13 protein-coding genes are annotated in these 18972 nt (G+C 73.3%); 10 read left to right on the top strand and 3 right to left on the bottom strand.

Translation table 11 applies throughout. From position 1 onward, the window contains the following. The first annotated feature begins 81 nt into the window (after positions 1 to 81). The 5 genes from DVH02_RS14370 to DVH02_RS35580 all read left to right on the top strand — a co-directional run bounded on the left by DVH02_RS14370 (position 82) and on the right by DVH02_RS35580 (position 6939). Positions 82 to 1953 (top strand): ABC transporter ATP-binding protein, encoded by a 1872-nt coding sequence (locus tag DVH02_RS14370; RefSeq protein ID WP_114624194.1) that lies wholly within the window; start codon positions 82 to 84, stop codon positions 1951 to 1953. Continuing rightward, positions 1950 to 3866 carry an ABC transporter ATP-binding protein gene (locus DVH02_RS14365; protein ID WP_114624193.1) on the top strand — a complete coding sequence of 639 codons (1917 nt, stop codon included), beginning with the start codon at positions 1950 to 1952 and terminating at the stop codon, positions 3864 to 3866. Before DVH02_RS14370 ends, DVH02_RS14365 begins: the two co-directional genes overlap by 4 nt. A 303-nt stretch (positions 3867 to 4169) precedes the next feature. Next, positions 4170 to 5381, top strand: a complete 1212-nt coding sequence (locus DVH02_RS14360) for a DUF1266 domain-containing protein (protein WP_114624205.1) — start codon at positions 4170 to 4172, stop codon at positions 5379 to 5381. Between the two features lie 240 nt (positions 5382 to 5621). After that, positions 5622 to 6509 (top strand): isocitrate lyase/PEP mutase family protein, encoded by an 888-nt coding sequence (locus tag DVH02_RS14355; protein WP_114624192.1) that lies wholly within the window; start codon positions 5622 to 5624, stop codon positions 6507 to 6509. A 16-nt stretch (positions 6510 to 6525) separates the two neighbouring features. Next, complete coding sequence (locus DVH02_RS35580) at positions 6526 to 6939, top strand: hypothetical protein (RefSeq protein WP_199566280.1); 414 nt, start codon at positions 6526 to 6528, stop codon at positions 6937 to 6939. A gap of 38 nt (positions 6940 to 6977) precedes the next feature. Here DVH02_RS35580 and DVH02_RS14345 read toward each other — a convergent pair whose 3' ends face one another. Then, entirely contained in the window at positions 6978 to 8507 is a 1530-nt protein-coding gene (locus DVH02_RS14345; RefSeq protein ID WP_114624203.1) for an MFS transporter, read from the bottom strand. A 335-nt stretch (positions 8508 to 8842) separates the two neighbouring features. Between DVH02_RS14345 and DVH02_RS14335 the strand changes: the two genes are divergently transcribed. Together DVH02_RS14335 and DVH02_RS14330 are read left to right on the top strand one after the other, a co-directional pair. Beyond that, positions 8843 to 9784 carry a TetR/AcrR family transcriptional regulator C-terminal domain-containing protein gene (locus tag DVH02_RS14335; RefSeq protein ID WP_114624191.1) on the top strand — a complete coding sequence of 314 codons (942 nt, stop codon included), beginning with the start codon at positions 8843 to 8845 and terminating at the stop codon, positions 9782 to 9784. A gap of 226 nt (positions 9785 to 10010) precedes the next feature. Further along, a complete protein-coding gene (locus DVH02_RS14330; protein WP_114624202.1) occupies positions 10011 to 12053 on the top strand; it encodes a M4 family metallopeptidase in 2043 nt (680 codons plus the stop codon). Between the two features lie 53 nt (positions 12054 to 12106). On the opposite strand, the gene DVH02_RS14325 is transcribed toward DVH02_RS14330, so the two are convergent. Continuing rightward, positions 12107 to 12805, bottom strand: coding sequence for a TetR/AcrR family transcriptional regulator C-terminal domain-containing protein (locus tag DVH02_RS14325; RefSeq protein ID WP_233518221.1), 699 nt, complete (start codon positions 12803 to 12805; stop codon positions 12107 to 12109). Between the two features lie 66 nt (positions 12806 to 12871). Here DVH02_RS14325 and DVH02_RS14320 point away from each other — a divergent pair, with 66 nt between their 5' ends. The 3 genes from DVH02_RS14320 (at position 12872) to DVH02_RS14310 (ending at position 15818) form a co-directional block, all read left to right on the top strand. Then, positions 12872 to 13828, top strand: coding sequence for a serine/threonine dehydratase (locus DVH02_RS14320; RefSeq protein ID WP_114624190.1), 957 nt, complete (start codon positions 12872 to 12874; stop codon positions 13826 to 13828). A 185-nt stretch (positions 13829 to 14013) separates the two neighbouring features. Further along, entirely contained in the window at positions 14014 to 15117 is a 1104-nt protein-coding gene (locus DVH02_RS14315) for an NAD(P)/FAD-dependent oxidoreductase (protein WP_114624189.1), read from the top strand. A 98-nt stretch (positions 15118 to 15215) separates the two neighbouring features. Beyond that, a complete protein-coding gene (locus DVH02_RS14310) occupies positions 15216 to 15818 on the top strand; it encodes an SAM-dependent methyltransferase (protein WP_233518224.1) in 603 nt (200 codons plus the stop codon). Positions 15819 to 16128: 310 nt separating this feature from the next. On the opposite strand, the gene glgP is transcribed toward DVH02_RS14310, so the two are convergent. Next, complete coding sequence (gene glgP, locus DVH02_RS14305; RefSeq protein WP_114624187.1) at positions 16129 to 18762, bottom strand: alpha-glucan family phosphorylase; 2634 nt, start codon at positions 18760 to 18762, stop codon at positions 16129 to 16131. Positions 18763 to 18972 lie beyond the last annotated feature (210 nt).

Raw genomic sequence — 18972 nt, 5'->3', positions numbered from 1 at the left:
GGGCGGCGGGGAAGCGGTTCAGGCAGGCGGGCGTGGAAAACACATGAGCGTTGTCAGTGGTGAACCGTAGGCTCGCCCCTGATGACCGATACATCCGCAGCCACCGACGCTGCCTCCCGCAACCGGTCCGCCGTGCGCTCGCTGCTGCGGCTGTGGCCGTACGTACGACCGGTGCGCGCGCGCCTGTTCAGCGCGGCGTTCGTCGCGATCGTCGCGTCCTGTCTCGGCCTGGTGATCCCGCTCGTCCTCAAGTGGATGGTGGACGGTCCGGTCACCGACCGGGACCCCGGGGGCGTGTGGCTGGGCGCGCTGGCGCTGCTGGCGCTCGGGATCGTGGAGGCCGTGCTCTTCGGCTTCCGGCGCTGGCTGGTGGCCAGGCCGCTGGCCGGGGTGGAGGCGGCGATGCGGGCCGATCTCTACCGCCATCTGCAACGGCTGCCGGTCGCCTTCCACGACCGGTGGCCCTCGGGCCAGCTGCTGTCGCGCGGGACGACGGATCTGATGCTGCTGCGGATGTTCCTGGCCTTCCCGCTGACCTTTCTGCTGGTCAACGCCACCACGATTCTGGTCGGCTGCGCCATCCTGCTGATACAGGAGTGGACACTGGGGCTGGTGCTGCTGGCTCCGGTGCTGCCGCTGGTCGCCCTCTGCTCGGTCTTCGAGGCGCGGTACGCGCTGGTCGCGCGGCGGGCGCAGGACCAGGTGGGCGATCTGACGACGGTGGTCGAGGAGGGGGTCCTCGGGATCCGGATCGTCAAGGGGTTCGGGCGCCACCAGAGCCAGTCCCTGGCCTTCCGCGCGCTCACCGGGCGGCTGCGCGGCACGGAGCTGGACAAGGCGCGGCTGCTGGCGGGCATCTGGGGTCTGATCATGACCATCCCGGAGCTGGCGATCGGCGCGGCGCTGGTGCTGGGCACGATCCAGGTGGCGGACGGCGGGCTCTCGGCGGGCACGCTGGTGGCGTTCTTGTCGACCGCGCTCGCGCTGCGGTGGCCGGTGGAGTCGATCGGCTTCATTCTGGCGCTGTGTCAGGAGGCGGGGACCGCGAGCGAGCGGTACTTCGAGGTGATGGACGAGCCGGAGGAGACGGAGGTGACGGCGGAGACGGCGCGGCCGGAGCGGCCGGAGCGCGTTGCGGCCCGGGACAGGGACGGGGACGAGGACGAGGGCGGGGACGAGGGCGGGCTGCGCTTCGAGGGCGTCTCGTTCCGCTATCCGAGTGGGGAGGACGGCGCGGCGTCCGTGCCCGTACTGGCCTCGATCGATCTGCACATCAGACCGGGCGAGACCATGGCCCTGGTCGGCGCCACCGGATCCGGCAAGACCACGCTGACCGCGCTCGTCCCCCGGCTGCACGAGGTGACCTCGGGGCGGATCACCCTGGACGGCGAGGACATCGCCCTGATGGAGCGGCGGCGGCTGCGCGAGCTGGTGTCGGTGGCGTTCGAGGAGCCGACGCTGTTCTCCGCGAGCGTCGGGGAGAACGTGCTGATGGGCCGCCCCGACGCCGACGCGGAAGCGCTCGACCGCGCCCTGGACGTGGCGCAGGCCGGGTTCGTCAGGGATCTGCCCGACGGGATCCGCACGGAGGTGGGCGAGCAGGGCCACAGCCTCTCCGGCGGCCAGCGCCAGCGGCTGGCGCTGGCCCGCGCGGTGGTGGGCCGGCCGCGCTTCCTGGTGCTGGACGACCCGCTCTCCGCGCTGGACGTGCACACGGAGGCGCTGGTGGAGGCGGCGCTGCGGTGCGTCCTGCGGGAGACCACGGCGCTGGTGGTGGCGCACCGGCCGTCGACCGTGCTGCTCGCGGACCGGGTGGCGCTGCTGTCGGAAGGGCGGATCGCCGCGGTGGGCACCCATCAGGAGCTTCTGCGGAGCAGCGGGGAGTACGCGTGGCTGATGGCCGGAGCCGAGGCCGACGCCGGGTTCGGGGCCCTTGAGGGGAGCGAGCGATGACGACATCGACCGGTACGGGGTCGGACGACACCACGGCGCCCGCGAGACCGCCCGCCGCCACCGCCTCCGGCACCGCGCCCGTACCCGTGGCCGCGCCCGCGCCCGTCGTGGAGCCCGCCGCGCCGGACGAGTTCGCGCGCGACGATCTGCCGACGGCCGACGGGGCGACCGGCGCGCTGCTGCGGTCGCTGCTGGCCACGCGCCGTACGAGAGTGGCCGTGGCCGCGCTGCTCCTGCTGCTCCAGCAGGCCGCCGCCCAGAGCGGGCCGCTGCTCGTCGCGTACGCCATCGACCGGGGCGTGCCCGCTTTCCGGGGCGGCGACCTCGGCCCGCTGTACGCGGTGGGCGCGGGCTATCTGATCTGCGCGCTCGGTTCCGGCGCGTTCCAGTACGCGTTCGTCCGGGCCGCCGCCCGGATCAACCAGGACGTGCTGCTGGATCTGCGCGGCCGGATCTTCCGCCACGCGCAGCTGCTCAGCGTGGACTTCCACGAGCGCTACACCTCCGGTCGGCTGATCTCCCGGTCCACCACCGATGTGGAGTCCCTGCGCGAGCTGCTGAGCGAGGGCCTGCAGGAACTCATCGGGGTGGTGATGTCGTTCGCCTACATCTCGGCGATGCTGCTCTATCTGGACCTGGGCCTCGGCGCGACGGCCATGCTCTCCTTCATCCCGCTGTATCTGCTGGTCCGGCTCTACCAGCGCCGTTCCGCGCTGGTCTTCGGTAGGCGCTCCACCGCGATCGCCGCCGTCATCGTCACGTTCGCGGAGACGATGAACGGCATCCGGCCGGTCCAGGCGTTCCGGCGCGAGCGCGCCAACGACGCGGCGTTCCTGACGCTGAACCGGAGCCATGAGCGGACCAACGGGGACGCGCTGCTGGAGATGGCCCGCTATGTGGTCGGCTCGCGGCTCGTCGCCAACGTCACCGTCGCCGGGCTGGTCCTGTGGGGCGCCTACCGGGTGGCGGGCGGCACGCTGGCGCTCGGGGTGCTGGCGGCGTCGGTGCTGTATCTGCGGCGGCTCTACGAGCCGATCGACCGCCTGGCGATGTTCCTCAACTCGTACCAGTCGGCCGGCGCCTCGCTGAAGAAGATCGCCGGTCTGCTGGCGCAGACGCCGTCCGTGCCCGAGCCCGCCGAGCCCCGGGCGCTGCCGCCGCTCGCCGGTGAACTGCCGGGACGCGAGGCCGTCTTCGAGTCGGTGGCGTTCTCGTACCGTACGGGCGGGGAGGTCCTGCCCCGGTTCGATCTGACGGTCCCGGCCGGGCAGACGGTCGCGGTGGTCGGCTCGACGGGCGCGGGAAAGTCGACGCTCGCCAAGCTGCTGGCCCGGTTCTACGATCCGACGGAGGGCCGGGTGCTGCTCGACGGGGTCGATCTGCGCGAGCTGGAGATGCCCGAACTGCGGCGCGGCGTGGTGATGGTGACGCAGGAGGCGTTCCTGTTCTCCGGGACGGTCGCCGAGAACATCGCCGTCGGCCGCCCCGACGCCTCGCGGACCGACATCGAAGGCGCGGCGAAGGCCATCGGCGCCCACGACTTCATCAGCGGCCTGCCCGACGGCTACGACACGGACGTACGCAAGCGGGGCGGCCGTATCTCGGCCGGGCAGCGCCAACTGGTCGGCTTCGCACGGGCATTGCTGGCAGATCCGGCCGTCCTCATCCTCGACGAGGCCACCAGCTCGCTCGACATACCCGGCGAGCGCGCGGTCCAGCGCGCGATGGACACCGTCCTGCACGGGCGTACGGCGGTGCTGATCGCGCACCGGCTCTCCACGGTCGAGATCGCCGACCGGGTGCTGGTCATGGAGCACGGCCGCGTCGTGGAGGACGGCGCCCCGGCCGATCTCATCGCGGGCACGGGCCGCTTCGCGGGCCTGCACCGCGCCTGGCGGGACAGTCTGGTCTGACGCCGGGCGGCGCGTGTGCGTGCCGGACGGCGCGAGCCGGGCGGGACATGTCGGGCAGGGATGTGTCGGGCGGGACGTGCCAGGCAGGACGTGCCGGGCAGGACGGGCCGGGCAGGGACCGGCGCGCGCCGCCCGTGACCGCGCGCCCCACCGCGGCCCGGTGGCCGGTCACCGGGTCACCGGGCGACCAGGTCGCCGGGCCTGCGGGGCCGTTCCGTAGGATCGGGCCGTGACGAAGGGGACCAGCACGGGGACGACGAAAACGGCGGGCGCGCGGACGGACTCCGGGAACCTCCCGTGGTCATGAACCGGCAGCCGCCCCGGGCGCTCCCCCGGCCGTTGCCCCGGCCGCGCCCGCACCACCCCGGGTACGCGGCCCCGTGGGTGCCGCCGTCCGAGACCGAGCAACTGCTGTACGAGGCGGGCGCGCGCGGCGACGTGGAGGCACAACTGCGGGTGCTGGCCGGGGCCGAGCTGTACATCGGCGCGCCGAAGGCCGAGGTCGACGCCGAGCCCGGCCTGGTCACCTGGCGTACGCACCGGGACACGACGGGGCTGGTCGGCAAGCCGGTGCTCACCCGGGGCATGCTGCCGCCGTGGCATCCGGAGTGGGTGTTCCACGGGGTCTCCCTCAAGTGGATCGCCACGTTCGAGTGGCGCGACCCGCGCCATCCGCTGATCGTCAACGGCGGCACCCCGGGCCAGATCCTGCTGCCCGCCACGCCCCGGCACCGCGAGGTGTGGCTGCGCCATGCCGCGGAACACGACCGCACCGACGGGGACCGGCTGATCGCGCTGCGACACGGCGCGCTGCACGGGCCGCTCGCCTACGGTCTGGCCTGCGGCGTGCATCTGGCCATCGCCAACGAGGTGCCGTGGAACGAGGTGGGCACGGTCTGCCGGGAGTACACCACGGAGCGCGAGCTGCTCCGTGACTTCTGGAGCATCACCGAACGCGACGGCTGGCAGAAGCAGTTGAACTTCCTGCTGGACGGGCGCAACAGCCCGGCGGAGACCGATTTCGTACTGCGCGTGCGCGAGGAGCTGCGGACCGGCCTCGGCGAGGCGCCGCCCGCCGAGCTGTGGCGCGAGACGGCGGCTGGCCACGCGCAGGACCTGGGGCTCGGGCAGGACGAGGTCCTGGGCATCGAGGAGCTGGTGCGGCGCGTCATCCGGTACGAGGCCCGGTTCCGGGCGGACGGGCTGCTGCCGCCGGACGGCAGGGTCATCACCGCCGTCGCCTACGACTACGGGCGTGCGGTGAATCTGGCGCGCTGGGGGCTGTCCGCCAGATTCTGCGATCCGCACGAGGCGGAGCAGGCGATCGTGTACGCGGGGGCGCTCAGCAAGTCGGCCTACCGCTCGTGGGAGGAGTTCTCGGCGGCGTACGCGCTGGGCCGGGTGCTGCGCTTCGACGGCGAGGAGTACGGGCCGTACTACGAGCAGACGGTCGTGGCGCACCGGCTGCTGACGGAGCACCAGGGCAGCCCGTGGCGGAACATTCCCTGGCGCTGACCGAGACACCGGCCAAGGCCAGGTCCGGGGCGCCGCCCCGGCCGCCGGGCCCGCCAGGGCTCCCCTGCCACACGTATCCCTTCATGACTTGCGCAAATAGCGATATATACGCGAATTTTGCCAAACAGAGGGAGGGTCCGGTGTGTCGCATTACCGATTCTTGGTTCTCTTGCGAATCTTTTGACCCGTCAGCACAGGTCCCGAACTCGCGACGGTCGAGTTCTGTCATCAGGGAGAGCCATGCGCTACGGCACCGCCTTGCGTGAAGCGGTCGCAACACCCCGCACCACTCCGCTCATCGGTATCTACGACATGTATTCGGCCTCCATCGCGGCCCAGCACTACAACGGCTTCTTCGTCTCGGGATTCGGATTCGCCGCGTCGCACTACGGACTTCCGGACATCGGTTACATCTCCTGGCCCGACATGGTCGCCTTCGCGAGCCGCCTCCGGATGGCCTTCCCGCACCACCACATGCTCGTGGACATCGACGACGGCTATGTGGACCCCGAGGTCGCCTGTCATGTGGTGCGGCAGCTGGAGAGCATCGGGGCGTCCGGGGTGATCCTGGAGGACCAGAAGCGTCCCCGGCGCTGCGGGCACGCGGACGGCAAGCTGATCCTGCCTCTTGAGGAGTACCTGGAGAAGCTCGATCTGGTGCTGCGCAGCCGGGAGGACCTGCTGGTGGTGGCCCGCACGGACGCCACGGAGGAGGCGGAGATCGAACGGCGCGCCGAGGCCCTGGCGCGGACCGACGCCGATGTGATCCTCGTCGACGGCGTGCGCAGCGTCGAGTGGATCCGCCGGATCCGCGCGGTGGTCGGTGACAAGCCCCTGCTGTTCAACCAGATCGCGGGCGGCAAGTCACCGCGGCTCTCGCTCTCGGAACTCTCCGAACTGGGCGTCGATGTCGCCATCTACAGCACCCCGTGTCTTTTCGCCGCGCACGGAGCGATCGACGGCGCGCTCATCGATCTGAAAATGTCCGACGGGCGGCTCCCGGATTCCCGGGAGACCGGCGCCATCGGGGTGAAGGGCTCCACGGAGCTGCTGGAGAAGAACATCAGCAGGCACCACCTCGGGCGGCAGCCGGACCCGGAATCCGTGCCGGTCCCGGTATCGGTCTGATACGGAATTGCCTCTCATGCCGACGAATCCCTTCCGGCCGGGCAGCGGCCGGCATCGCCTGACGGAGAAGGGGCCGCGGCCGGGGCGCGCGTCCACCACGGGCGCCGCCGTCGCGGCGGGCCTCCTGTGCGGCGCCGCCGGTGCCGGTGTCGCGCGGGCCGACGAGCCCGCCCCGCCGACGGCGCTGATCGCCGGCCGGAACGTCGGCCTTCTGGTGATCGACAACTCCCACGCGGACTCCTGGCTGGAGGTCGACCGGACGCTCAACTTCCTGATCGGGAGCAAGGGGACGGCGGGCAGCGACCACGACGGGGGCGGCGGCGCCATCGACGTGCGGGCCGAGGAGGGCCAGGCCCCGGCCTCCGGCGGGCCGGGCGGCTGGATCCCGCTGATCGGCCATCCGCCCTGGCAGGGGGAGAGCGGCGGCTGACCCGGCGTCACGGACCGCGGGGAAGGCGGTGCGCGCGGTCATCGCGTCCCGCCGGGCGCGCCCGTCCTCCCCGCCGTGGCCCCCGGCCGCCCCTCGGGGGCCCCGGCACGCGGCTCGGCGGTCTCCTCCCCCGTCCGCGCGTGCCGCAGCACCGTGCCGGAGAGGACCGCCGCCCCCACCATCGTCACGGCGGCGCCGACCCCGGCGTAGCCCATGCCGTGGGTGAACGCCTCACGCGCGGAGACCAGCAGGGAGTCACCGGCGGCACCGCCGAGCCGCTGGGCCACCGCGAGCGCACCGCCGAGCGTCTCGCGCGCGGCGTCCGGCGCGTCGGGAGCGGCGGAGTCCATGTCGGCGCTGTACACGGCGGCGCCGATCGATCCGAGGATCGCCATGCCCAGCGCGCCGCCCAGCTCCTGGCCGGATTCCAGGACGGCCGCCGCCGAGCCCGCGCGCTCGGGCGGGGCGGCGCCGAGGGCGAGTTCGTTGGCCAGGGTCATCGCGGTGACCAGTCCGGCCGCGTACATCGCGGAGCCGACGAGTACGGTCCACAGCGCCGAGTCCGTACGGACCTGGCTGAGCCAGCCGAACCCGGCGGCCGACAGGAGCAGCCCGCCGCACATCACACGGGCGCGGTCGAGGCGGGTGGCGAGCGCGGCGCCTGCCGGGGCGGCGACCACGATGCCGAGCGAGGGGACCAGGCTCCACAGCGCGGCCTCGAACGGGCTCTTGCCGAGCACCGACTGGAGGTACTGGGTGAGGAAGACCGCGTAGCCGACGGTCGCGGCCATCGCGAGGAGGTTGACGAGCACCGAGCCGCCGTACGCCGCGCGTCGCAGCAGCGCGGGGTCGGCCATCGGCTGGTCGAGGCGGGGCTGGCGGACCAGGAAGACGGCGCCGAACGCCAGCCCGACGACGATCGCGAGCACGGACAGCGGTTCGTAGCCGTTCTTGGCCAGCTCCTTGATGCCCTGGATGAGCGGCAGCAGCGCGGCGAGCGACAGCACCGCGCTCAGGATGTCGAACCTGCCGGTGGCCGGTGCCCGGAACTCCGGGAGCAGCAGCGGCGCGAGCACCAGCAGCAGGGCCATCGCCGGAAGGTTGATCAGGAAGACCGCGCCCCACCAGAAGTGCTCCAGCAGCGCGCCGCTGACCACGGGGCCGAAGGCGACCCCGCCGGCCATCACGGTCGTCCACAGGGTGATGGCCTTGGCGCGCTGCGCGGCGTCCAGGAAGAGACCGCGGATCAGGGCGAGTGTCGAGGGCATCAGGCAGGCGCCGCCGACGCCGAGCAGGGCCCGCGCGGCGATGAGCGCGCCGGGGGTGTGCGCGTATCCGGCGGCGACCGAGGCGACGCCGAAGACCGCCGCGCCGATGAGCAGCAGTCGGCGGCGCCCGATCCGGTCGCCGAGTGCGCCCATGGTGATCAGGAGCCCGGCGAGCACGAATCCGTAGATGTCGAGGATCCACAGCTGCTGGGTGGATCCGGGCCGCAGGTCCGCGCTGATGGCGGGGATCGCGAAGTAGAGGACGGAGACGTCCATCGAGACGAGCAGCAGCGGCAGCATCAGCACGCCCAGCGCGGTCCACTCCCGGCGTCCGGCGCGCGCGGCGCCCGGCGCTCCGGATGTCCCGTACTGCTCGTACCGCCCGTGCTGCTCGTACCGCCCGTGCTGCCCGTGCTGCCCGTGCCGCCCGTGCCGCCCGTGCTGCTCGTGCTGCTCGTGCTGCCCGTGCGATGCGTTGTCGGGTGAGTCAGGTGTCGTTCCGGTGGTCATACGGGGAGCACAGCAGTGCGAGGTGTACACCGCAAGCACCTGCCTAGTGCACCGCCGCATGCCGTGCCCAGCACCCCAGTTCACCGGTGGTTGCCCCTGTCCACCGCACTAGTACACTCGGCCGCGTGACGACCGACCCGCCGCGCCCGCCGCCCTATCTCAGGATCGCCGCCGAGATCCGCGACCGCGTCGAGTCGGGCGCGCTGCGCCCCGGCGACCGAGTGCCCTCCACCCGCGCGATCACCCAGGAGTGGGGGGTGGCGATGGCGACCGCGACGAAGGCTCTGGCGACACTGCGTCAGGAGGGCCTGGTACGGGCCGTTCCCGGCGTCGGCACGGTGGTCGTCGAGCGGGAGCGGGTCCGTTCGCCCCGCGCGCCGGGCGACCCGATGCGCGGCGAACCCGCCCTGAGCCGACGGCGGATCATCGGGACCGCGATCGAACTGGCCGACTCCGAGGGGCTGGGCGCGCTCTCGATGCGCCGGGTCGCGACCGCGCTCTCCACCTCGACCATGGCGCTCTACCGCCATGTCCCCGGCAAGGCCGAACTGGTGCGGCTGATGTCGGACGCGGTCTCGGGCGAGGAGCCGATGGGCGCCGTACCGGCCGACTGGCGCGCGGGTCTGGAGCACGCGGCGCGCTGGATGTGGCGGGCGAACGGGCGCCACCCCTGGCTGGCCACCGCGATGGCCTCCTTCACCCGCCCCGCCCCCGCGCCCGACGCCATGGCGTACACCGAATGGGTGCTCCACGCGCTGAGGCGGACCGGGCTCTCGCCGTTCGCGATGATGCACTGTCACCTGACGCTCTTCGCCTACGTCCAGGGGCTGGCCGTGGCGGCGGACCTGGAGAGCCAGGCCAGGCAGGACACCGGGCTCTCCGACGAGGAGTGGCTGGCACGGAACGAGCCACAATTCGGCGCCATCGTGGCGGGCGGCGCGTATCCGCTGCTCAACACGCTCTTCACACAGGACGAGTTCGACCTGGACCTCGATACCCTCTTCGAGTTCGGGCTGCGGCTGACTCTCGACGGCATCGCCGCGATGATCGACGAAACGTCCGCTTAACGAACAGGAAATTTCGGGCAGCGGACGATTTCCGGCCAACTTGTTGACGCGCTCCTGACAGCAAGGGCGCCCGGCTGGGACTCTTCCCCCGTTCTGCGCACCACTCCCGCACCACCTCCCGCACCACTCCCGCACCACCGCTCCGCTCGCTCTGCACGCACGGCTGATCCGAGCCGTCCCGTACTCCCCCCTCGCAGAAGGAGTTCGTGTGAGACCCGTCAGACCCCTGAGCGCAACGTCCCGCCGCCGCGCCACCGCCACCGGCGCCCTCATCGCCGCAGCGGCGCTGCTCGGCGTCGGCGTCCAGACCACGGCCGCCACCGCACAGCCCGGCAGCGCGCCCGCGACCCCCGTCGCGGGCAAGGCCGACCCCGGCGCGCTGCCGCGTTCGCTCTCCCCTGCCGCACGCACCGCGCTGATACGCGAGGCCGACGCCGCCAAGGCGGAGACCGCGCGGGACCTCGGCCTCGGGGCGCGGGAGAAGCTCGTCGTCCGCGATGTCGTGCAGGACGTCGACGGCACCACGCACACCCGGTACGAGCGCACCTACCAGGGGCTGCCCGTACTCGGCGGCGACCTCGTCGTCTCGGCCTCGAAGTCGGGCGCCACCGAGACGGTCAGCAAGGCGTCCACCGCCACGCTGAAGGACGTCTCCACCACCGCCGCCCTCACGCCCGCCAAGGCCGAGAAGCAGGCGCTGAGCATCGCCCGCGAGGCCGACTCCAAGGCGAACGGCGCGGAGAAGATCGCGACCGAGAGCGCGCCGCGCAAGGTCGTCTGGATGGCGAAGGGCACGCCGACCCTCGCGTACGAGACCGTCGTCGGCGGGTTCCAGCACGACGGCACCCCCAACGAGCTGCACGTCGTCACCGACGCCGCCACGGGCGCGAAGCTCTACGAGTGGCAGGCCGTCGAGAACGGCGTGGGCAACACCCAGTACAGCGGCCAGGTCACCCTGGGCTCCACCGCGTCGGGCTCGACGTACAACCTCACCGACGGCGGCCGGGGCAACCACCGGACGTACAACCTGAACCGCTCCACCTCCGGCACCGGCACGCTCTTCTCGAACTCCACCGACACCTGGGGCAACAGCCTCCCGGCCAACCTGGAGACAGCGGGCGCGGACGCGGCCTACGGCGCCGGGCTCACCTGGGACTACTACAAGAACGTGCACGGCCGCACCGGCATCCGCGGCGACGGCGTCGGCGCGTACTCCCGCGTGCACTACAGCAGCGGCTACGTCAACGCCTTCTGGCAGGACAGCTGCTTCTGCATGACGTACGGGGACGGCTCGGGCAACGCCCGGCCGCTGACGTCCATCGACGTCGCCGCCCACGAGATGACCCACGGCGTCACCTCCGTCACGGCCGGCCTCAACTACAGCGGTGAGTCGGGCGGTCTCAACGAGGCCACCTCCGACATCTTCGCCGCGGCCGTCGAGTTCTACGCCGACAACCCGAACGACCCGGGTGACTACCTGGTCGGCGAGAAGATCAACATCAACGGCAACGGCACCCCGCTGCGCTACATGGACAAGCCCAGCAAGGACGGCGCGTCGCGCGACTACTGGTCCTCCACGCTCGGCAACGTGGACGTCCACTACTCCTCGGGCCCGGCCAACCACTGGTTCTACCTGATCTCCGAGGGCAGCGGCGCCAAGACCGTCAACGGAGTCGCCTACGACTCGCCGACCTACGACGGTCTGCCCGTGACGGGCATCGGCCGCGACAAGGCCGCGCAGATCTGGTTCAAGGCGCTCACCACGAAGTTCACCTCCACGACCAACTACGCGGCGGCGCGCACCGGCACGCTCGCCGTGACGGCCGACCTGTACGGAGCCGACAGCGCCGAGTACAAGTCCGTCACGGACGCCTGGGCGGCCATCAACGTCGGGCCCCGGCCCGGCAGCGGCGGCAACACGGGCACGGTCTTCTCCAGCAACACCGTCGTCGCCATCCCGGACAACGGCCCGGCGGTCACCTCGCCGCTGGCGGTCTCGGGCATCACGGGCAACGCCCCGTCCGCGCTCCAGGTCGACGTGGACATCACCCACACCTGGCGCGGTGACCTGGTCGTCGACCTGGTGGGACCGAGCGGCACGTCCTACCGGCTGAAGGGTTCCAGCGGCGGCGACTCCGCGCAGAACGTGGTGGAGACGTACTTCGTGAACGCGTCGTCGGAGACGGCGAACGGCACCTGGCAGCTGAAGGTCCAGGACGTCGCGGCCCGGGACACGGGCCAGATCAACGGCTTCAAGCTCACCTTCTGAGCACCTTCTGAGCACCTTCCGAGCCTTACCGCTCGTACGAGCCGTCCGGGGTGTCACGCCCCGGGCGGCTCCGCCGCGTGGATGAGCGCGCGCAGCGCGGCGTAGTACACCTCGTGGTCCACGGTGACGGGCAGCACCGCGGCGAGGTGCCCGGTCAGGAGGGGGAACTCCGCCGGATCCAGCGCCGCCAGGGCGGTACGGGTCAGCGCGACGGCCCCCTCGGGGTCCCGGTGGTCGACGAAGGTCGCGCTGCCGAGCGTGAGCAGATACAGCTGGCGGTAGGTGACGAAGGCCGCCTCGGGCGTCATCCCCGCCGCGACGCTGTCCGCGAGCTGCGGCTCCACCAGCTTCCCCAGCAGCCGGGGCCCCAGCCACGGCCGTCCGCCGCGCAGCGCGAGCAGTCCTGGGCGGGCGGTCAGCGCCGCGTACAGCCCTCGGAAGCGCGTCTCGGTCGCCGTGGCCCAGTCGCTCCCGGGCGGGATGTCGGGCAGCTCGGCGGCGAGCTGGTCGGCGCAGAGGTCCAGCAGCCCCGCGAGATCGCCGCAGCGGCGCTGCACCGTGGCGTGCGCGACCCCGAGCCGGGCGGCGACCGTGCGGAAGCTGAGCGCGCCGGGGCCGTCCTCGGCGAGGAGCGCGAACGCGGCGGCGGCGATGCGTCCGGGAGCGGCGGCGTCGGCGGGAGCGGCGGCGTCGGCGGGAGCGGCGGCATCGGCGGGGGAAACGGCGTCGGGGGAAACGGCTGGCCCGGTCATGCGAGCCATCGTACGATACAACGTATCGGAGCGGGGGAATCGGGACCGGGGAGAGCGAGCGCGCATATGTCGGAACTGACTTACGGAGACATCAAGCGGGCGGTGGACCGCACGGCGGGCCGGGTGCGCCCGGTGACGGTGACACCGGCGGACCCGGCCGACGGCGGGAGCGGCCCGCGCGTCCACCTGGCGCTGGAGTTCCTCCAGCACACCGGCTGCTTCAAGGCGCGCGGCGCGGTGAACTTCCTGCTCGCGCACCTGGAGTCGGGCACCCTGCCGGACGCCGGGGTCACCATCGCCTCGGGCGGCAACGCCGGGCTGGCCTGCGCCTGGGCCGCGCGCGGGCAGGGCGTGCGCGCGACGGTGTTCCTGCCGGAGACGGCGCCGGAGGTGAAGGTGGCGCGACTGCGCTCGTACGGCGCCGAGGTGCGCCTCGTGGGCGCGGCGTACGCCGAAGCGCTGGCGGCGTGCCAGGAGTTCGCCGCCGCGACGGGCGCGCTCGCCTCGCACGCGTACGACCATCCGCTGATCGCCGCCGGGGCCGGCACGCTGATGGAGGAGATCCACGAGCGGCTGCCGGATCTGGACACCGTGGTGGTCGCCGTGGGGGGCGGCGGGCTGTTCGCGGGCGTCGCCGCCGCCGCGCGGCAGCACGGCGTACGGGCCGTGGCGGTCGAGCCCGAGCACTGCCGCGCGCTCGACGCCGCCGTCGAGGCGGGCGCCGTGGTGGACGTCCCGGTCGACTCGGTCGCGGCCGACTCGCTGGGCGCCCGGCGCGTCTCGGCCGCCGCCCTGGAGGCGGCCGGGCACGAGGGCGTGCGCCGCGTCCTGGTCCCGGACGCGGAGATCGTGCGCGCCCGCGGGCTCCTCTGGGAGGACCGCCGCATCGCGGTCGAACACGGCGCGGCGACCGCGCTGGCGGCGCTGGGCGGCGGGGCGTACCGGGCGGGCGCGGACGAGAAGGTGTGCGTGGTGCTGTGCGGCGCGAACACGGATCCGCGGACGCTGGCCGAGGAACGGTAGGACCGGCCTCCGAAGACCCGCGCGACCGGGCCGCTCGGCCGGGACGGGCCAGGCCGGGCCGGGTCGGCCGCTCGACCCCGGCCGGGCCAGGGCCGCCCGGCCCCGGTACTTTGCTGTTCCGGCAAGTTTAATTGCCCTGCGCGTACCTCCGAGCGGACCATCGGCCGCGAACGGAGGTACTTCGCATGGGTACGAGAGAACAAGCAGACGCACCGGGCCGCCGGAGCGCGGCGGACCGGTACGACGTCGTGGTGATCGGAGGTGGCGCGGCCGGGCTCGGCGGCGCGCTGACGCTGGCCAGGGCGCGGCGTTCGGTACTGGTGGTCGACGAGGGCCGGCCGCGTAACGCTCCCGCGTCGGGGATCCACGGCTATCTGGGGCTGGACGGCACCCCGCCCGCGGAGCTGCTGGCCGCCGGGCGCCGGGAGGTGACCGGGTACGGCGGCGAGATCGTCACCGGGACGGTGGCGACGGCGCAACGCCTCGCCGACGGGGCCGGGTTCCGGGTCGTGACGGCGGACGGCTCCTCGGTCACGGCGGCCCGGCTGCTGGTGACCACCGGGCTGACCGACGAGTTGCCGCAGGTGCCGGGGCTGGCCGCCCGGTGGGGGCGCGAGGTGCTGCACTGCCCGTACTGCCACGGGTGGGAGGTGCGCGACGAGCCGATCGGGATCCTGTCGAGCGGGCCGTTCGGCGTGGACCAGGCGCTGATGTGGCGGCAGTGGAGCAAGGACGTCACCCTCTTTCTGCACACCGGTCCCGAACCGTCGGACGAGGAGTACGAGCGGCTCGCCGCCCGGGAGATCGCCGTGGTGGACGGCGAGGTGACCGGCGTCGAGGTGACCGGGGACCGGCTCGCCGGGATCCGGCTGGCCGACGGCCGGACGCTGCCCTGCCGGGCCGTGGTGGTGGCGCCGCGCTTCACCGCCCGCGCGGCGTTCCTCGCCGGTCTGGGGCTCGACGTCACCGAGCGGGAGAGGTCGGGCCATGTCTTCGCCACGCACATCGCCGCCGGGCCCGCGGGCGCCACCGGGGTGCCGGGCGTGTGGGTGGCAGGGAACGTCACCGATCCCACCGCCCAGGTCAACGCGGCGGCCGTCGGCGGCAACCTCGCGGGCGCGGCGATCAACGCCGATCTGACGGCCGAGGAGACCGACCTGGCGGTCGCCGAGCGCCGCGCGTCGGCCACCGTCACCCCTGCGACCGGCACTCCTGCCGCCGCCACCCCTGCGACCGGCACCCGTACGGCCACCGACCTGACGACCACCGACCGGAAGGCACACCGATGACCGCCGAATCCACCGAATCCACCGAGCCCACCGGGGCCACCGAGCCCACCGGGGCCACCGAGTCCGCTGAGTCCGCCGAGTCCATCACCCACGAGCAGATGTGGGACGACCGCTACAACGAGAGCGAGCGGATCTGGAGCGGCGAGCCCAACGCCACCCTGGTCCAGGAGACCGCCGGGCTCACGCCGGGCAGAGTGCTGGAACTGGGCTGCGGCGAGGGCGGCGACGCGGTCTGGCTGGCGTCCCGCGGCTGGCGGGTCACCGCGACCGACATCTCCGGCGTGGCGCTGGGCCGTACCGCCGAGCACGCGGCGGGCGCGGGCGTCGCCGACCGGATCGTCCTGGAGCGCCACGACCTCGCGGAGTCCTTCCCCGACGGCTCCTTCGACCTGGTCTGCGCGCACTTCCTGCACTCGTACCAGGACATGCCGCGCGAGCGGATCCTGCGGACGGCCGCCGCCGCGGTCGCTCCCGGCGGGGTGCTGCTCATCGTGGGCCACTCCGGCTTCCCCAGCTGGATGGAGGAGCCGCCGGTGGATGTGCGGCTGCCGGGCGCGCGGGAGGTGCTCGACTCCCTCGCACTGCCCGTCGGGGAGTGGGAGGTCCTGGTCAGCGCGGAACACCGGGTGCCGTCGACCGGTCCCGAGGGGCAGCAGGGCTTCCACGCGAACAACACCGTCAAGGCGCGGCGCCTGGCGTAGGGCCTGTCTGCGAAGTCCCGCCCGGCCCGCGACGCCCGGCACGCACGCCCGCCGCGTTGTCGGAGTCGTCCGAGTACGTCCAGTACGAGGACGATCCTCCGCCTTGCGGGAGCGCTCGGCATCCGAAGGACGCGTCAACGCCGAGGCGGAGGGAGCGAAGCGAGCGCAGCGCACCGGACGCCGCCGGGCCCGTCCTTCGGGCGGACGGCGCTACTTTCGCGACACGCCCTGGGCGCGGCGCTCCGGGAGCCACGCCCCGGGGCGCCGCGCCGCTCCGGCGGCCCCGGTGGGGCCGCCGGACGCCACGCCGTCAGCGCATCAGGACGCCCGCGCCCTCCCCCGTCGCCTCCGTGGGCAGCACGACCAGCCCGAGGTCCGCGCTGGTGGCGAGCAGCGGGTGGGCGGGCAGGACGCGGACGGTGTAGCCGTAGGGGCCGGTACGGTCGAGGGCGAGCGGCCCCTCGTACACCCAGCGGCCCTCCAGGTCGGGGCCGCCGGACGGTTTGAGCGGGAAGGTCTGGGCGCCGTCGATCGTGTCGTCCGAGCCGACCCGGCCCGCGACGGCCTGGACCTCCACCGCCTCCGGGCGCAGTTCGCCCAGGGCGACGCGCACCCGCAGGCAGAGCGTGGAGCCCAGCTCGGCGCCGCCCTCCCCGCCGACCGCACCGCTCGCGGCGACGGCCTCCACATGGTCGACCGAGACGTGCGGCCACAGGGTGCGCGTGCGGTACTTCCAGGCCGCCAGCGCGGTGGCGGTCTCCGCGTCCAGCGCCCGGTGGGCGTCGGCCGCCGGGGCGTACAGCCGCTCCACGTACTCCCGCACCATCCGGCCGGCCAGCACCTTCGGGCCGAGCGTGACCAGGGTGGCGCGGACCATCTCGATCCAGCGGTCCGGCACTCCGGCCTCGCCCCGGTCGTAGAAGCGGGGCGCGATGCGGTCCTCCAGCAGTTCGTAGAGCGCGCCCGCCTCCAGTTCGTCGCGCCGGTCCTCGTCGGCGTTCGAGCCGTCGGCGGTGGGGATGGCCCAGCCGAAGTCCGGCTCGAACCACTCGTCCCACCAGCCGTCCAGCACGGACAGGTTGAGACAGCCGTTGAGCGCGGCCTTCATCCCGCTGGTGCCGCACGCCTCCAGCGGGCGCAGCGGGTTGTTGAGCCAGACGTCGCAGCCCGGGTAGAGCTTCTGCGCCATCCCCATGCCGTAGTCGGGCAGGAAGACGATGCGGTGGCGGACCCGGGGGTCGTCCGCGAACCGCACCAGCTCGCGCACCAGCCGCTTGCCGCCGTCGTCCGCCGGATGGGCCTTGCCCGCGACGACGATCTGGACGGGCCGCTCCGGGTGGAGCAGCAGGTTCGTCAGCCGCTCGCGGTCGCGCAGCATGAGGGTGAGGCGCTTGTACGAGGGGACGCGGCGGGCGAAGCCGATGGTGAGGACGTCGGGGTCGAGGACGCCGTCGATCCAGCCGAGTTCGGCGGCTTCGGCGCCGCGCTCGCGCCAGGAGGCGTGCAGCCGGGCGCGCACCTCGCCGACCAGCCGCTCGCGCAGCGCGCGCCGTACTTCCCAGAGACCGGCGGCGGGCACGTCCTGGGCGGGGCCCAGCCGGGTGATCTCCGACGCGGTCCAGGTGGGCGCGTGCACACCGTTGGTGATGGAGGTGATGGGCACCTCGTCGGGGTCGAAGTCCGGCCAGAGCCCGGCGAACATCTCGCGGCTGACCGCGCCGTGCAGGGTGGAGACGCCGTTGGCGCGCTGGGCGAGCCGCAGGCCCATCACGGCCATGTTGAACAGGTGGGGCTCGCCGCCGGGGTGGGTCTCCACGCCGAGGCCGAGGACGCGCTCGGCGGGCACGCCGGGCAGTTCACCGTCGTCGCCGAAGTGGCGGGCGATCAGGTCGCGGTCGAAGCGGTCGATACCGGCGGGAACGGGGGTGTGGGTGGTGAAGACCGTGCCGGCCCGCACCGCCTCCAGGGCGGCCTCGAAGCCGAGCCCCCCGGCGCCGTCCGGGGCCGCCCTGCCCGGGGCCGCGCCGTCCGGGGCCGGGCCGTCCGCCATGAGTTCGCGGATGCGCTCCAGGCCGAGGAAACCGGCGTGGCCCTCGTTGGTGTGGAAGACCTCGGGCGTGGGGTGTCCGGTGAGCCGGCAGTACGCGCGGACGGCGCGGACGCCCCCGATACCGAGCAGCATCTCTTGGAGCAGCCGGTGTTCGCTGCCGCCGCCGTAGAGCCGGTCGGTGACCTCGCGCTCGCCCGGCCCGTTCTCCTCGACGTCGGAGTCGAGGAGCAGCAGCGGGACCCGGCCGACGGCGGCCTGCCGGACGCAGGCGCGCAGCGAGCGGCGGCCCGGCAGGGCGAGGGTGATGCGGACGGGTGTGCCGTCGGCCTCGCGGAGCTGGGTGAGGGGCAGTTCGTCGGGGTCGAGGACCGGGTAGCGCTCCTGCTGCCAGCCGTCGCGGGAGAGCGACTGGCGGAAGTAGCCGTGCCGGTAGAGCAGTCCTACGCCGATCAGGGGAACGCCGAGGTCGCTGGCCGCCTTGAGGTGGTCACCGGCGAGGATGCCGAGGCCGCCCGAGTACTGGGGCAGGGCCGCCGTCACCCCGAACTCGGGCGAGAAGTAGCCGATGGCGGCGGGCAGTGCGGCGCCCTCGCCGTCGCGGTCCTGGTACCAGCGTCCGCCATGGAGATAGGTGTCGAGGTCGGCGGCGGCGGCGCGGAGCCGGTCGAGGAAGGAGCGGTCCCCGGCCAGTTCGGCGAGGCGCGCGGCGGAGACCGCGCCGAGCAGCCGTACGGGGTCGGCGCCGCAGGTCCGCCAGCCGACGGGGTCGACGGCCTCGAAGAGTTCACGGGTGCCGGTGTGCCAGGACCAGCGGAGGTTACGGGCGAGGTCGCCGAGCGGCCGGAGCGGTTCGGGCAGGACGGGGCGGACGGTGAACCGACGGATTGCCTTCACGTTGTTCCACCTTCGCAGGGGGCATACGAGCTTCGCGGGGGGCATACGAGCCGAAGAGGGGCGCACCACGCTGTGCGGCCCGCCGTCCCTCCGACGGTAGCCCCACAGCGCCCTCCACGACCACGGCGCACACGCGCACTCACCCGTGCGCCTCCGCGCCGTGCCGGAGTGCGGACGCGGACGCCGGCACGAAGGATGTCGTACGTGTTG

The organism is Streptomyces corynorhini (assembly GCF_003346515.1).
Lineage (GTDB): Bacteria > Actinomycetota > Actinomycetes > Streptomycetales > Streptomycetaceae > Streptomyces > Streptomyces corynorhini.
Note: the sequence above shows the minus strand (reverse complement) of the source record. Positions and strands in the feature narration are given on the sequence as shown.

Bases quoted from the DNA above. Each gene is read 5' to 3' on its own strand.
- DVH02_RS14370 (WP_114624194.1), top strand. From the start codon at position 82: ATGACCGATACATCCGCAGCCACCGACGCTGCCTCCCGCAACCGGTCC.
- DVH02_RS14365 (WP_114624193.1), top strand. From the start codon at position 1,950: ATGACGACATCGACCGGTACGGGGTCGGACGACACCACGGCGCCCGCG.
- DVH02_RS14360 (WP_114624205.1), top strand. From the start codon at position 4,170: ATGAACCGGCAGCCGCCCCGGGCGCTCCCCCGGCCGTTGCCCCGGCCG.
- DVH02_RS14355 (WP_114624192.1), top strand. From the start codon at position 5,622: ATGCGCTACGGCACCGCCTTGCGTGAAGCGGTCGCAACACCCCGCACC.
- DVH02_RS35580 (WP_199566280.1), top strand. From the start codon at position 6,526: ATGCCGACGAATCCCTTCCGGCCGGGCAGCGGCCGGCATCGCCTGACG.
- DVH02_RS14345 (WP_114624203.1), bottom strand. From the start codon at position 8,507: ATGCTGCCGCTGCTGCTCGTCTCGATGGACGTCTCCGTCCTCTACTTC.
- DVH02_RS14325 (WP_233518221.1), bottom strand. From the start codon at position 12,805: ATGACCGGGCCAGCCGTTTCCCCCGACGCCGTTTCCCCCGCCGATGCC.
- DVH02_RS14320 (WP_114624190.1), top strand. From the start codon at position 12,872: ATGTCGGAACTGACTTACGGAGACATCAAGCGGGCGGTGGACCGCACG.
- DVH02_RS14315 (WP_114624189.1), top strand. From the start codon at position 14,014: ATGGGTACGAGAGAACAAGCAGACGCACCGGGCCGCCGGAGCGCGGCG.
- DVH02_RS14310 (WP_233518224.1), top strand. From the start codon at position 15,216: ATGTGGGACGACCGCTACAACGAGAGCGAGCGGATCTGGAGCGGCGAG.